Source organism: Streptomyces abyssomicinicus (assembly GCF_008974245.1).
GTDB classification, from domain to species: Bacteria; Actinomycetota; Actinomycetes; order Streptomycetales; family Streptomycetaceae; genus Streptomyces; species Streptomyces abyssomicinicus.
The window spans coordinates 1,116,157-1,129,918 of sequence record NZ_BBZI01000005.1; the positions used below are offsets into that span (position 1 = coordinate 1,116,157).

The window sequence follows — 13,762 nt, forward strand, 5'->3', positions numbered from 1 at the left end:
GTTCCCCCCACATGCGTAACCTGAGTCGATTAGCCGGGCGTTCCCGGTCGGCTTTCCACCGGCCTCTCCAGGCCTTCGTCATGCTGTTCGCCGTGGTCGCCGGCGCACTGGCCTGGTCAGCCCCCGCCCAGGCCCACGGCACCATCGTCGGTCCCGCCACCCGCGCGTACCAGTGCTGGCAGAAGTGGGGTAGCAGCCACACGAACCCGGCCATGCAGACCGAAGACCCCATGTGTTACCAGGCCTTCCAGGCCAACCCCGACACCATGTGGAACTGGATGAGCGCGCTTCGCGACGGCCTCGGGGGCCAGTTCCAGGCGAAGACCCCCGACGGAACGCTCTGCAGCAACAACCTCTCCAGGAACGCCAGCCTGAACAAGCCCGGCAACTGGAAGACGACCACCGTCGGCAACAACTTCTCGGTCCAGCTGTACGACCAGGCGTCGCACGGTGCGGACTACTTCAAGGTCTACGTGAGCAAGCAGGGGTTCAACCCCAAGACCCAGACCCTGGGCTGGGGCAACCTCGACTACATCACGCAGACCGGCCGCTACGCCCCGGCACAGAACATCACGTTCAACGTCAACACCTCGGGCTACAGCGGACACCACGTCGTGTTCGTGATCTGGCAGGCCTCGCACCTCGACCAGGCCTACATGTGGTGCAGCGACGTGAACTTCGGCTGAGCCGGAGCGCGCCGCACACGGCACCGGTCTCCGCCGGGCGCCGGTAACCCGCCGCCCGGCCGACCGAGCTCCGTCGGGGCAGGGGACCCATGCGGTCACCTGCCCCGGCGGGGCTCCCGCCGCTCCCGGTGTGAACGCGCCCCATCGCACGGCAGTCGCACGCCGGCCGGCCCCCACCGTCTCGTCGTGCGACTTCGGCACGCAACCGCCATGGAGACTCCTCGGGACCGTCAGCCCACCGGGGCGTGTCCCGTGGCCTTGCTCGCTTGCCCTGCCAGGCCTTCCCCGGCCGCCCGTCAACTCCGCGATACCTCATGCCCAGGATGAACCCTCCTCCCGGAACACTCCTCACCCACCCGGGTTCGACCGCAGGAGCGTCCTGACCCGCGCAGGTGGCCCGACCTGGCCGCCGACGCCGGGTCACTGCTGTTGTCCCGCACCGCCCGCACCGCCCGCACCGCCCGCACCGCCCGCACCGACCCCACCGCCCACGCCGCCCGAGGCGATCACCACGCCGCTGACCGGCATGCGGGGCGGCTGTCGGAATGCCCTCGCAGTGCATCGGCCTTCAGGCCGGTGGTGAGGCGAATCCGACGGTGGCGACCGTGCACGTGGGCATTCGCAGCAGCAGGTGTGGGTGCTTCCGGGGGAGCGGGCGGACGGTCATGAGGAATGTCCGGCAACTCGATCCACCGTCACCCCGTCGAAACGAGGCCCCCCATGAACCGAAACCGAGTTACCGTCCGCGCTGTCGCTGTGGCCCTGCTCGCCGCCGGGTTGGCCGCCGGTCCGGCGGTCGCCGCCCCCGCGCCCGCGGAGGCGAAGGCGCGCGTCGGCGCCGACTGGGACACTCAGTCGATCGTCTTCACCGCCGCTGACGGGCAGGCCAACGACCTCCAGATCTTCTCCATGTACACCGCTGACGGTGTCCGGCGGATCGGCTTCACCGACGTGGTCCCGCTCGAACCGGGCGACCACTGTGCGTACTCCAGAGAAGGCGAGACCACGTCCGTCACCTGTGAACTGCCCGTCGACGGCCCCCGGCCCGACAGGATCGACGTCTCCCTCGGCGACGGCGACGACACGATCTCCGCCTTCGACCCCGGGATGGGCACCGTCAGCGGCGGCCCCGGCGATGACGAACTGCACGCCCACACCGCCCGGAAGGTGCTGGGTGATGCGGGCAACGACATGGTCATGGGAGCCGCGGCCCTGTACGGCGGCGACGGCATGGACGAGCTGATGGGTGACCACGCCAACCAGCAGATGTGGGGCGGCCCGGGCGACGACATGATCCATGGGTACGGCGGGGACGACATCGTGTACGCCGGCCAGGGCGACGACCACGCCATGGGCGGGGACGGCCGGGACATCATCCTCGGCGGACCAGGCAGTGACACGCTGGAGGGCGAGGGCGACAACGACCTGATCCTCGGTGGCTCAGGGAAGGACGTCCTCAAGGGCGGACCGGGCCGCAACATCGTCCTCCCGTAGGCGCGCCTCCGGACCGAAAGGCTCTGGCTCCGCGGCACCGGCCTGGTGAGTCCATGCCGGTGCCGCGCGGAGGACGAGGCCTGTCGATGCGCGATGCGCGGACAGGCCCCGTCGAGCCCCCTGCGCGGCTCGGAAACCGTTGCTGCAGGTCGAGCCGGGCCTCACGGCAACGAGTGGGCCTTGGGGGTTCCCCCGCCTGCGCGCCAGGCGGATCGATCGGTATGGGCGACCGTCACTGCACGTCGGGAAGCTCCGGCAGGGCGAGCCAGTCCGACCAGGAGATCTCCCGGCCGATGAAGCGCGGCTGTTCGAGAGGCCAATCGGCGGCGATCCAACGCGGCACCAGTGCGTCGAGGTCCTGCTCGAGCTTGCTGCCCACCAGCTCGTCCACCACCCACCAGGAGATCTCGGCATCGGCACCGGCCCTCTCCGGTGGGTCGATGTAGACGCAGCCGAGCAGAGCTGTCTCAGCCGCGTCGAACAGCGCGTAGTTGAAGGACTGGTGGGCGGCGATCTCCTTCTCGTGCCGCAGCAGATCGGCCTGGTCGGCCTCGTAGGTCATGGTGGCCGCGGGCCAGCCCCAGGCCGGGCCGTAGATGCTCCACAGCCGCTCGCGCGAACCCATCACTGCCGGGTAGTCGAGCGGTGTGTCCGCCTCGCGGATCGGCCGCAGGTGATGACCACCGTCCGGCAGCGGTACCAGGACGGGATGGACGAAGTCATCGGGAAGCCAGCTCATGGCGCCCGACCGTAGCAGCGCGCGGCATACCGCTCCCCTGAATTTCTCGTGTGCGCGGGCAGGCCGCTCTCATGCCGGGCCGAGCCCGCGACCACCCGGCCGAGGCCCGCCGGCCTCCGGGCGTCGGGAACCGAGAAGGTGCGTCCGGTCATCGCTGTGGCCGCCTCACCCCGGGGACACCGATCCGGGCCGGCGGACGAGAGCCTTACGGGCACGTACTCCGCGAAACAGGCCCGGTGGCTCCTCCGAGGAGTTCGCAGAAAGGCGTCCGGCCTGCGACAGCGCAGGTCGGACGCCTGTTCTGCGGCACCGTTGGGCGCGCCCCCGACATACTCGAACCCGTGGGCCGCGCCGCGCCGGTGGGCCCTCCGGCCCCGGCTACACCGTTTCGATGTCCGGGGTACGCACCCGCAGACGGAACTCCAGGGCCGTTGCCGCCGCCTTCGCCGCGCGCACCGCCTCGTCCTCCGTCGGGGCCAGGGCGCGCGCGTACGCGATGCGCGACTCCGAACTCTCCAGGGCGCCCACCTCCGCACCCGGGCGGGCCATCGGCTCGACCTCCGTCACACCGGATAAGGCGCGGGCCTCCTCCAGACCCATGATCTCCTCCAGCGTGCCGGGCGCTGCAACCGAGGCGAACCAGATGGCCGAGCAGCCCCGGCCGCTCGCCTCGGCGAGACGCGCCCGTATGCCGGGCAGCACCTTCTCGCCCAGCGCCTGGCGTGCCGTGCAGTCGTCGATGTCGACGCCGGTCGCCTCCAAGGCCAGCGTCGGGATCATGTCGCCGCCCATGCGGATGTGCGTCTCGATCACCCGGGGACCGGTCGGCGTGAGGACGACCTCGGTGTGCGAGGGGCCGAACTCGATGCCCACGGCCTCCAGGACGGTCGTCACGTACGCCTCGATCTCCGCCCTCGTGTCCGCCGGGACGTCGGCCGGTGAGACGTGTCCCAGTTCCACGAACGTCGCCGGGTCGGAGTACTTGCGTGTCACCGCGATCATCACGTGCTCGCCGCCCTCGGAGAAGGCCTCCACGCTGAACTGCGGGCCCGTCAGGAACTCCTCCACCAGGACGCCTGCGCTGGTCAGGCCCAGGTAGCTGCCGGCGGCGAGCTCGAACGCGCTGGCCAGGTCGCTCTCGCCGGACACCTTGGCGACGCCCGCGCTGCCGGAGCTGGACACCGGCTTCACCACGCAGGGGCCGCCCGCGGCGCGGACGAAGTCACGCAGTGCGGCCAGGTCGCCGACGCGGGCGGCGGCCGTCGTGTCCACGCCGCGCTCGGCGAGCCGGGCCCGCATGGCGGCCTTGTCGTGGACGAGGGTGACCGTCTCCGCGCTGTGGGCCTGCAGCCCGAGTGCCTCCGCGATGGCCGCGTACCGCCCCTGGTCGCGTTCCCCGAAGGTGCCGATCCGGGTGAACGGGTCGACGGCGTGTGCGGCTGCCGCGAGGGCGATCCACTCGTCGTCCGGGGCGTCGCCGCGGACGCCGATGACCCGGGCGTTCGCGCCCGGGTCCTGGACCTTGCCTATGTAGTCGAGGTGGCAGATCACCGTGGTGCGGGTGCCGGGCAGGGCGGCGCGCAGTCGTGCCGGGAAGTCACGACCCGTACCCACGACGAGGACGTGCTCGGGTGGCGACGCCGAAGACGTGGAAGCGTCCGTGGACGCGGAGGTCGGTGCGGACATGCCTGTGTTCCTCTCAGATGGTTCGGCGGGCGCGTCAGGTCCACGCCGTGTCGGCGTGCCACCGGTCGATCGCCTCGGCCGGTCGCGCACGGGCCTCGTCGGCGGACCGCGCGGTGACGAAGTTGCTGCCCGACGCGTCCGATACGTGCTCCCCCCTGGCGTCGCGCACCGGGCTCCAGGAGCGTATCCACCTCCGCCCCCGGTACGGGGCCGGATCGCGCCGGAGGGACGAACTCGCCATGGACACCGAGGGGCCGCGCGCTTCGCCCGGTTCGGCCGGGGCCTGAACGCCGCCGCGCGGTGACACCGTCAGCCGACCGAGGCCACCGCCTTCCGCGACGAGCGGTTCACGGACAAGTGGCGTCCGGCGTTCCGCACACTGAGCCGGAGAGCCGGAGAGCCGGAGAGCCGGAGAGCCGGAGAGCCGGAGAGCCGGAGAGCCGGAGAGCCGGAGAGCCGGAGAGCCGGAGAGCCGGAGAGCCGGAGAGCCGGAGAGCCGGACGCCGGCGGAGGAGTACCCCGTCGCCCAGGCCGGGATGCGGACTCAGAGCTGCTCGAGGTCTGGAAGACGGCGTCTCGACCGACCCCGGACCGAAGTTCACCTTGCAGGCAGGTCGTCCCACCCAGCGAGAGCGGCCCGTGTCGACGTCGACGTGGAGCGTTGGGGCCGGCAGAAGGAACTCTCGACGGCTTTGGCCGAGGAACCGCGCTGCGAGGAGGGCCATGACCGGGCGCCGTTCCTCCACGCGGCGGGGGCCGAGGCCCGTTTGTCGAGGGCGCGGACGAGGAAGGACCTGTCAGGGTGACGCCGAGGCCGCGCCGCCGGACACACAGCGTGCGCCGTCGGAGTGCCTTCCCGGTTCGGTGTCGCCCGGTTCACCGTCCAGGGCCTGTACCACCAGGGTGAAACACATCACCGTCCGCCTTCGTTGGCCCGCACCGGTGCGGCCGGTAGGTTCCAGCGATCAAAGGGAGGGTGCCGTACACCCTCCTCGCACGCAGATCACCCTCATGCCCTCTTCCGACGAGAGATACAGGACATGTCTGCCCAAGAACCCACCCACCGTCATCCCCAGCGCATAGGCGTTGTGGTCGAGTCCGTCCACGGGGAGACACGGGTCGCGGCGACCCCCACGACCGTGCGTTCGCTGCTGAAGCTCGGATACGAGGTCGTCGTCGAACCTGGGGCCGGTGAGGCCTCCGGATTCGCCGATCAGGCGTACGCCGAGGCCGGCGCCGACATCGGCGAGGCATGGGACGCGGATGTCGTCCTGAAGGTGAACGCCCCCTCCGAGCCGGAGATCGCCCGGCTGCGGCCGGGCGCCACCGTCGTGGGTCTGCTGACCCCGGCGCAGAAGCCCGAGCTGCTGCAGGTGTTGTCCGCCGCCGGTGTGACCGCGCTCGCCCTCGATGTGGTGCCGCGCATCTCCCGCGCGCAGTCGATGGACGTGCTGTCCTCGATGGCGAACATCGCCGGATACCGCGCGGTCATCGAGGCCGCCCACGTCTTCGGACGGTTCTTCACCGGCCAGGTCACCGCGGCGGGCAAGGTGCCGCCGGCGAAGGTTCTGGTGGCGGGCGCGGGCGTGGCCGGTCTCGCGGCGATCGGCGCGGCGTCCAGCCTCGGCGCGATCGTGCGCGCCACCGACCCCCGGCCGGAGGTCGCGGACCAGGTCAAGTCACTGGGCGGCGAGTACCTCGCGGTGAACGTGGACCAGGAGGCGAGCACCGACGGCTACGCCAAGGCGACCTCCGCCGACTACGACCGCGCCGCCGCCGAGCTCTACCACGAGCAGGCCGGCGACGTGGACATCGTGATCACCACCGCGCTGATCCCGGGACGGCCGGCGCCGCGCCTGCTGACGGCCGAGGACGTGGCCGTCATGAACCCGGGCAGTGTCGTCGTCGACATGGCGGCCGCCCAGGGCGGCAACGTCGAGGGCACGGTGCCGGGGCGGGCGGTGGTGACCGACAACGGCGTCACCCTCCTCGGCTACACCGACCTGGCTTCCCGGTTGCCCGCCCAGGCCTCACAGCTGTTCGGCACCAACGTGCTGAACCTGGTCAAGCTGCTCACGCCCGGCAAGGACGGGCAGATGTCGATCGACTTCGACGACGTGGTGCAGCGGGCCGTGACCGTGGTCCGTGACGGCGACGTCACCTGGCCGCCCCCGCCCGTCGCGGTGTCGGCCGCCCCGGCCGCGCAGCCCGCGGCCGCCCCCACCGATGCGGGGAAGGAACCGTCCCGGCCCTCGCGCGCGGGACGCTTCGGCCTGATCGGGCTCGGCATGCTGGCCATGTTCCTGCTGGTGGCCCTCGCTCCCGCCCAACTCGCCCAGAACTTCACGGTGTTCACGCTGGCCGTGGTGATCGGCTATTACGTCATCGGGAAGGTGCACCACGCGCTGCACACGCCGCTCATGTCGGTGACCAACGCGATCTCCGGAATCATCGTGGTCGGCGCCCTGCTCCAGATCGGCAACGAGAGCACCATCGTCACCGTCCTGTCCTTCACGGCGATCCTGCTGACGAGCGTCAACATCTTCGGTGGCTTCGCCGTCACCCGCCGCATGCTCTCCATGTTCTCGAAAGGCTGAGCCGAGATGACCTCCCTGACGGCCTCTCACGCGGCGGATCTGGTCGCCGCCCTGCTGTTCATCCTCAGCCTGGCCGGGCTGTCCCAGCACCGCACGTCGCGAGCCGGCGTCGTGTACGGCATCGCCGGCATGGCGCTCGCGCTGGTCGCCACGGCCGTGGTGGCGGCGCAGTCCGGCACCGCCCGCGCGGTCGCGCTGATCGTGCCCGCGATGCTGCTCGGCGCGGTGATCGGCCTGTGGCAGGCGCGCCGGGTCGAGATGACGCAGATGCCCGAACTGATCGCGGTGTTGCACAGCTTCGTCGGCCTGGCCGCGGTGTTCGTGGGCTGGAACAGCTACCTGGAGGCGGAGTCCGACGACAGGGCGCGCCAGGCCTTGGCCGACGCCGGCCTGCTGGGCATCCACCATGCCGAGGTGTTCATCGGCATCTTCATCGGCGCGGTCACCTTCACCGGCTCGATCGTCGCGTACCTGAAGCTGTCGGCGCGGATCAACTCCCGTCCGCTGGTGCTGCCGGGCAAGAACGCGCTCAACCTGGGCGCGCTCGGCGTCTTCGTGCTGCTCACCGTCTGGTTCGTGATCAGCCCGAGCCTGGCGCTGATGATCGCCGTGACGGTGCTGGCGCTGGCCCTCGGCTGGCACCTCGTCGCCTCGATCGGCGGCGGCGACATGCCCGTCGTCGTCTCCATGCTCAACAGCTACTCGGGCTGGGCGGCGGCCGCGGCGGGATTCCTGCTCGACAACGACCTGCTCATCGTCACCGGCGCGCTGGTCGGCTCCTCCGGCGCCTACCTGTCCTACATCATGTGCAAGGCCATGAACCGTTCCTTCCTCTCCGTCATCGCGGGCGGGTTCGGCATCGAGGCGCCGTCCGGCGGGGGCGAGGAGCAGGGCGAGCACCGCGAGACGCGCGCCGAGGAGGTGGCCGAGGCGCTGGCGCAGGCCCGCTCGGTGATCATCACCCCGGGCTACGGCATGGCCGTCGCCCAGGCCCAGCACCCGGTTGCCGAACTGACGCGCCGACTGCGGGACCGGGGTGTCCAGGTGCGCTTCGGCGTGCACCCCGTCGCCGGTCGTCTGCCGGGACACATGAACGTGCTGCTGGCCGAGGCGAAGGTGCCGTACGACGTCGTCCTGGAGATGGACGAGATCAACGACGACTTCGCCGACACGTCCGTGGTGCTGGTCATCGGCGCCAACGACACCGTCAATCCAGCGGCGTTGGACGATCCGGCCAGCCCGATCGCGGGCATGCCGGTGCTGCGGGTCTGGGACGCGGAGCAGGTCATCGTCTTCAAGCGGTCCATGGCCTCCGGCTACGCGGGCGTGCAGAACCCGCTGTTCTTCCGCGAGAACAGCAGCATGCTCTTCGGCGACGCCAAGCAGAGCGTCGAGGAGATCCTGCGCGCGCTCGGCGACGGCCCGCGCCGGGCGGCCCCGAGCCGGACGGCCGGCGACGACGGCGGGCTGGCGACGGTCCGCCGGTGAGCTGAGGCCGTATCCGTCGGCGGTGGGCGGCGACCTTGTCGGGGAGAGGCGCACGCACTCGCACGTCTGTCGTGGCAGGGCCCGGTGGCGTCCAGCCACCGGGCCTGCCACGACGTGACCGCCGCGTTCGGGCCGCGTCCGGGGAGCAGCGACCGCGACGTGGGGATGCCTCTTCCCTGCCTGAGGGGAGCGGACTGCTCGCAGCCGGAACGCTGGACGGAAGGCTGATCACGCGTCGGCTGCTCCGAGGTCGAGCGTGAGCGCTTCGGGCATCGTTCCGCGCACGAACCCGTCAGCCGCCAGTCGGTTGAGGACTTCCGCCGGAGTGAAGCTCCAGCCGACGAGGCGCGGGCCGCTCCAATTGATGCCGATCATGAGTCCGTCCCGAGCGGCTTCGGGCAGTACGCGGTCGCGCCAGCTTTCCAGGGACAGGGAGTCGGCCCGTAGCCCATGCCCCCAGATCTTCGCCGCCCTCTCTGCACGGGCCGAGGTCGACCAGAAGGGTAGGCTCCGAGTGCCGTCCTCGGAGAGGGAAGTCGGACTCCCGTTGTCGTCCCTGACAAGCCAGACCCTGTGGTTCCGGCGAGCGTCCCGAAAGAACTCTGCCGCTTGTGCGCCGCTTTGCGTCATGACCGCCGAGCCTAGCGTTCCCATCGCTCAGCTTCTTCAGCGTTGCCGCCCCAGGACGGATGACCAACGCGGCTCGCCCCGCCGGTCGGCGGTGCCGACCGGCAGGCCCTGCGGCGGGGGCCACACTCGTGGGTTCAGCGACGAGCCCGGCGCTTCAGGGTGCGCGCGTAGTCCTGGAAGCGGGCCTTGGCGATGACGGACCGGTCGGGGGTACGCAGCACGATGCCTTCCGGGGTGCCGCCGGCTCCGTCGTCGAGGGCGACCCGGGTGGCGGGCAGACGCTCGGCGAGGAAGGTGGCCATGCCGTCGACGGATGCGGGGAGTTCGTCGCCGGGGAGCGTCGTGAGGCGGGGGACGAGGGGGATGCCGTTGGTGGCAGCCACCTCCTGGAGGGTGGCCTCGTCGCCGAAGTCCTGACCGCCGGCGTCACGCCAGGACGATATCTGTTCGAGACTCCGTTCGAGGACATCGGGCTGGAGGAACGCGACGTCGAACAGACGGTGGCCGACGCCGTTCCCGCCGGTGTACTGCTTGGCCGCGCCGCCGATCTTGCGGCCGTACACCTCGAGGAAGAACACGGTGACGCGGCCGCGCGCGTCGCGGGGCTCGAGCCGGTCGGCGAGCGGCTTCAGCTCGTCGACGATGCCGAGGGCGGGGTTGTGGACGCGGTCGCCCCTCGCGTGGAGCAGTTCCTCGCGCGAGCCGATGAAGTAGTCGCCGTCGGGGAGCAGGACGATCCGCCCGTTGGTGCCGTCGACCTTCTCGGTGAGGAGTACGTCACCCGTGAAGCGGGTCTGCTCTTCGAGGAGGTTGCCGTTCTTCGGGTCCAGGCGGTGGTAGGTGGGGATGCTCGGGTACTTCGTCGCGCTGTTGAGGGCGGCGAGGTCGGGTGCGGTCACGGCGGGTGGCTCCAGATCGGGTTGCGGGACGGACGTCCGCCGGTCGGCGCGCGGGCGAGGTCAGGTGCGCCCGCCCGGCGCGAGCATTGCGGTTCGCCGCCAGTGTCGGGCCGGCGGCGACCTGAGGGGAATCGATTATCCGCGTGGGAGACCGCATCGGGGATCTCGGGCCGGCCGCCAGGCCGGTGCTGGATCGACTGTCCGCGGTGGGCGGCACACTTCGGACGCGTGACGGACACCACAGCGTTCGGCCGGCAGGCGTCGCCGGGGAAGAAGCGGGGGCGGCGCCGATCCCTCTCGTCCTGCCTCTTGGCCCGGCCGGGCGATAGGGTCCACCTGTGCGTTGATCTTCCGGGCGGCGGCCACGTGCGGCCGCGGACGGTGCAGGGCGCCTCGTGACGGGGCGCCCCGACAGGCATACCCGTCATCACCACACCGGAGATCCACACCATGACCGCTCAGCAGCCGATCGCCTACGACGCGTTCGTCGAACTCGCCGTCGCCGACCCAGCCGTCCTCGGTCTCGTCCTCAAAGGCTCCCAGGCCCACGACGGCATGATCACCCCGCACTCCGACCACGATCTGTACGTGATCCTTGCCGACGGCGCCGAGACCGGCCTGACCCGGTTCGCGGGTCACCGCAGCGCAGGGCTCGACCTCGTCGTCGTCGCTCTCGCCCAGTTCCGCCGAGCGGATCTGCCCGGCTGGGAACGCTACGCCCTCGCCCGCGCCCGGGTCGTACTCGACCGGCTCGACGGAGGCATCGCCCGCATCCTTGCCGACTGCGCCAGGTTGGATGTCGACGAGGCGTTCCGGGAGGCCGGTGGATGGCTCGACGCGTACGCCAACTCCCTCTACCGCTCGGTCAAGAACCACCGGGACGGCCTGGCTCCGGCCGCCCGCCTCGACGCGGCCGACAGCATGCGGTCCCTGCTCGAGTTGCTCTTCGCCCTGCACCGCCGCCCCCGCCCCTACAACAAGTACCTGGAGTGGGAACTCGCCCGGTACCCACTGCCGGGCTGGGACACCGGCGTACTGCTGTGTGCCGTGGACCGGATCTCGGCAACAGGCGACGTCTCCCTGCAGCGGCAGCTGTTCACCCTGGTCGAGAAGGCGGCCCGAACAGCCGGTCACGGCGAGGTGCTGGACGCTTGGGGCGACGACCTCGACCTCATGCGGCCCCAGGAGGCAGACGGCGAAACACCCTGCACTCCGCCCTGGCCTCACGGAACCGGAGCCGCGCTGGACGGGTGCGCCTGCTCGGCCCGGTCCGCAGGGGTCGCACCGAGCTGACCGGCGCGACGCCGCCGTCGCCCGGCCCAGGCCGCCGGCCGGGAGATCCTGTTCGTCGAGTCAGCACCGCGACACCCGCGAAGTGCAGCGGGCGGGCGGGCGCCGTGGTGACGGCGGCGACGTACAGCATCAGCGGCGCCGCCTCGGCCGTGTCGCCGCCCTGGGGGCGAAGGCCCTCGTGGACGGCCGGCCGCAGCATCACGGCCGCGCCGATGAGGAAGGACCACAGCGTGAGGCCGAGGGCGTTCTCGCCGCTGCCGCGCCGTCCGGTCCACCGGCCCAGCAGCGTCCGGCCTCCTCGGCGCAGCGCACGCGGACGAGGCCGGATGCCACGGAACGGGAGGAGAGGGGGGACACGGCATCCCGACCGGTGCCCGTCCCCGTCTCCGTCCCCGTCCCCGTCCCCGTCACCGGGCCCACGGCCCGACGCCGGGCAGGGCGCCGGGAGAGCGTCAGTCGGTCACGCCGCGGTTTCTCGTCGGCCGGCGTACGGCGACCAGGGTGGCGTCGTCGTCGAGGCGGCCCGAGGTGTGGGCGGTGAGCGCCTTCACCAGCCGGTTCAGCAGGACGTGCGGGGGCGGCGGGGCGTCGTCGGCCGAAGTGCGCGCCAGCTGGTCCGCCCACGCCGAGAGGGGGAAGAAGTCGCCCTGCTTGTCCCTGGCTTCGGTGATGCCGTCGGTCACCAGGAGTACGGTCTCCTCCCGCTCCAGCCGGACGCGGTCGATCCGCGTCCGGGCGCCGGTCAGTGCGATCAGGCCCAGGGGAGGGTTGCGCTCCTGCGGAAGCTGACGCACTCCCTCGCGTCCGAACACGAGCGGCCCCTCGTGCCCGAAGTTGATCACGTCCGCGTGAGTCCCGTCCTCGAGGAAGGCGATGACGACGGCGGTGACGAACCGTGGCTCGTGGCCGCGGTCGTTCGCGGCCATGAGCGTGTTGTGGCGGCGCAGGCTGTTGTCCATCCGAGCGGCGATCACCGCGGGGTCGGCTTCGTTATACCCGGCTTCGCGGAAGGCGCCGACCACCGCTCCGGCTGTCGACAGAGCGGCCAGTCCCTTTCCCTGCACGTCACCGAGTACGAGTCTCGTGCCATGAGGGGTGGTCAGGATGTCGTAGAAGTCTCCGCCCATCCGGGACTCGGTGTCCGCCGGGAGATAGGCGGTGGCGGATTCCACGCCGCCCCAGCCGGGCGGGATGGGCCGTACGACGACCTGGCGGGCGGTGAGCAGCGCGTTCTGCAAGTGCGTCATGTACGTCCGGGTGCGGGAACGCAGCACCGCGACCAGCACGGCGAGGATCCCCACGCACAGATCGAGGAGGAAGCCGTTGAGCCGCGGGCCCGGATCCGACAGGGCGACGGGGACCAGCCGGTTCACCAGCAGGACCGCGCAGCCGAACAGCGCCGTCACCCGCACCGAGCACAGGGCTGCCGCCAGAAGGGGGGCCATCAGCAGCCAGTTGTCGGCGTCGGGGGAGGGCCAGGCCCAGACGCCGAGAACCACCACCGCGATCAGGAAGAGGCCAGGGACCAGCCACCCCCACCGCGCCAGGCGCAGGAGGAGAGGCCCTTGTGCGCCGTCACTCCCACCGATCTTGGTGATGGAGGAGCCAGTGGCTGACGATCGACTCATGGTCCGTAGTCTGGCGACCGCGCCGCCCCGAGAGCCGAAGCCGCGCGAGGGACGTCCGGACGGGCCCTCCTTCGCGGGTCCGGGCTCCGACGCAACGGTCAAGGCTGCCCGGGGCCGGGGCCGGGGCCTGCGGCCGGGCGAGGCGGGTGAACTCCCAGGGGGCGGCGAGTTGCGGGTGTGCTGACCCGGCCCACGAGTCCACCGGAGGCGGCGGTCGTCACCGCGACGGTCGCCGGGGAGTGATCATCCGCCGCCTGCCGATCGGCGCCGAACTTCTCGGGTGGCGTGCGCGCGCCGTCCCGGAACGCTGCGAGGCCGACCTGGAAATCGACCGCCGAACTCACGAAGAGGGCCGTCTCGTCGTGCGCGACGTAGAGCTTGCCACCGCCGCGGACGGTGTGCACGAGACAGACGCCGAGGCCGTCGGGGAGTTCGACGGCGCGCAGCACCGGGTCGTCCGTGAGCCGGGCGAAGAGGGCGCGGCCGACCGTGACCAGTCGGCCCTCGTCGGAGTCGGGGGCGACCGGGCCGGAACTGGGGAACCTCGTCATGGGTGCCTTCCTCGGACCTGTGTCCGCCGCAGCGGCACCCGGGTCGACTCGCGCGGGCGCGTCGGCCGGAG

Annotated in this window: 12 protein-coding genes; 5 read left to right on the forward strand and 7 right to left on the reverse strand. The window is 71.4% G+C overall.

Going from position 1 to position 13,762, the window contains the following annotated elements; all coding sequences use genetic code 11:
• The first annotated feature begins 11 nt into the window (after positions 1-11).
• On the forward strand, positions 12-686 hold the full coding sequence (locus GBN72_RS04530; protein WP_501207492.1) for a lytic polysaccharide monooxygenase auxiliary activity family 9 protein: 675 nt from the start codon (positions 12-14) through the stop codon (positions 684-686).
• A gap of 720 nt (positions 687-1,406) precedes the next feature.
• A complete protein-coding gene (locus tag GBN72_RS04535) occupies positions 1,407-2,180 on the forward strand; it encodes a calcium-binding protein (RefSeq protein ID WP_151770291.1) in 774 nt (257 codons plus the stop codon).
• A 232-nt stretch (positions 2,181-2,412) separates the two neighbouring features.
• Here the strand turns inward: GBN72_RS04535 and GBN72_RS04540 are convergent, their stop codons facing one another.
• The 3 genes from GBN72_RS04540 to GBN72_RS35820 form a co-directional block, all read right to left on the reverse strand.
• Positions 2,413-2,919 (reverse strand): GNAT family N-acetyltransferase, encoded by a 507-nt coding sequence (locus tag GBN72_RS04540; protein ID WP_151770292.1) that lies wholly within the window; start codon positions 2,917-2,919, stop codon positions 2,413-2,415.
• A 378-nt stretch (positions 2,920-3,297) separates the two neighbouring features.
• On the reverse strand, positions 3,298-4,605 hold the full coding sequence (locus GBN72_RS04545) for an ATP-grasp domain-containing protein (protein WP_151770293.1): 1,308 nt from the start codon (positions 4,603-4,605) through the stop codon (positions 3,298-3,300).
• A gap of 34 nt (positions 4,606-4,639) precedes the next feature.
• Positions 4,640-4,774, reverse strand: a complete 135-nt coding sequence (locus GBN72_RS35820; RefSeq protein ID WP_281371398.1) for a hypothetical protein — start codon at positions 4,772-4,774, stop codon at positions 4,640-4,642.
• An 871-nt stretch (positions 4,775-5,645) separates the two neighbouring features.
• On the opposite strand from GBN72_RS35820, the gene GBN72_RS04555 reads away from it, so the two are divergent.
• Together GBN72_RS04555 and pntB are read left to right on the forward strand one after the other, a co-directional pair.
• Positions 5,646-7,202, forward strand: coding sequence for a Re/Si-specific NAD(P)(+) transhydrogenase subunit alpha (locus GBN72_RS04555; protein ID WP_151770295.1), 1,557 nt, complete (start codon positions 5,646-5,648; stop codon positions 7,200-7,202).
• 6 nt (positions 7,203-7,208) lie between these two features.
• Positions 7,209-8,690: a Re/Si-specific NAD(P)(+) transhydrogenase subunit beta gene (pntB, locus tag GBN72_RS04560; protein WP_164540379.1), complete on the forward strand. Its 1,482-nt coding sequence runs from the start codon at positions 7,209-7,211 to the stop codon at positions 8,688-8,690.
• A 228-nt stretch (positions 8,691-8,918) separates the two neighbouring features.
• On the opposite strand, the gene GBN72_RS04565 is transcribed toward pntB, so the two are convergent.
• A complete protein-coding gene (locus GBN72_RS04565) occupies positions 8,919-9,344 on the reverse strand; it encodes a DUF2750 domain-containing protein (protein WP_369695872.1) in 426 nt (141 codons plus the stop codon).
• Positions 9,345-9,454: 110 nt separating this feature from the next.
• Positions 9,455-10,219: an RNA ligase family protein gene (locus tag GBN72_RS04570; RefSeq protein ID WP_246212247.1), complete on the reverse strand. Its 765-nt coding sequence runs from the start codon at positions 10,217-10,219 to the stop codon at positions 9,455-9,457.
• 450 nt (positions 10,220-10,669) lie between these two features.
• Here GBN72_RS04570 and GBN72_RS04575 point away from each other — a divergent pair, with 450 nt between their 5' ends.
• Positions 10,670-11,512: a hypothetical protein gene (locus GBN72_RS04575; RefSeq protein WP_246212248.1), complete on the forward strand. Its 843-nt coding sequence runs from the start codon at positions 10,670-10,672 to the stop codon at positions 11,510-11,512.
• A gap of 452 nt (positions 11,513-11,964) precedes the next feature.
• On the opposite strand, the gene GBN72_RS04580 is transcribed toward GBN72_RS04575, so the two are convergent.
• Positions 11,965-13,140, reverse strand: a complete 1,176-nt coding sequence (locus GBN72_RS04580) for a PP2C family protein-serine/threonine phosphatase (RefSeq protein ID WP_164540381.1) — start codon at positions 13,138-13,140, stop codon at positions 11,965-11,967.
• A gap of 98 nt (positions 13,141-13,238) precedes the next feature.
• Positions 13,239-13,691 (reverse strand): hypothetical protein, encoded by a 453-nt coding sequence (locus GBN72_RS34565; RefSeq protein ID WP_174887062.1) that lies wholly within the window; start codon positions 13,689-13,691, stop codon positions 13,239-13,241.
• Positions 13,692-13,762: the final 71 nt, after the last annotated feature.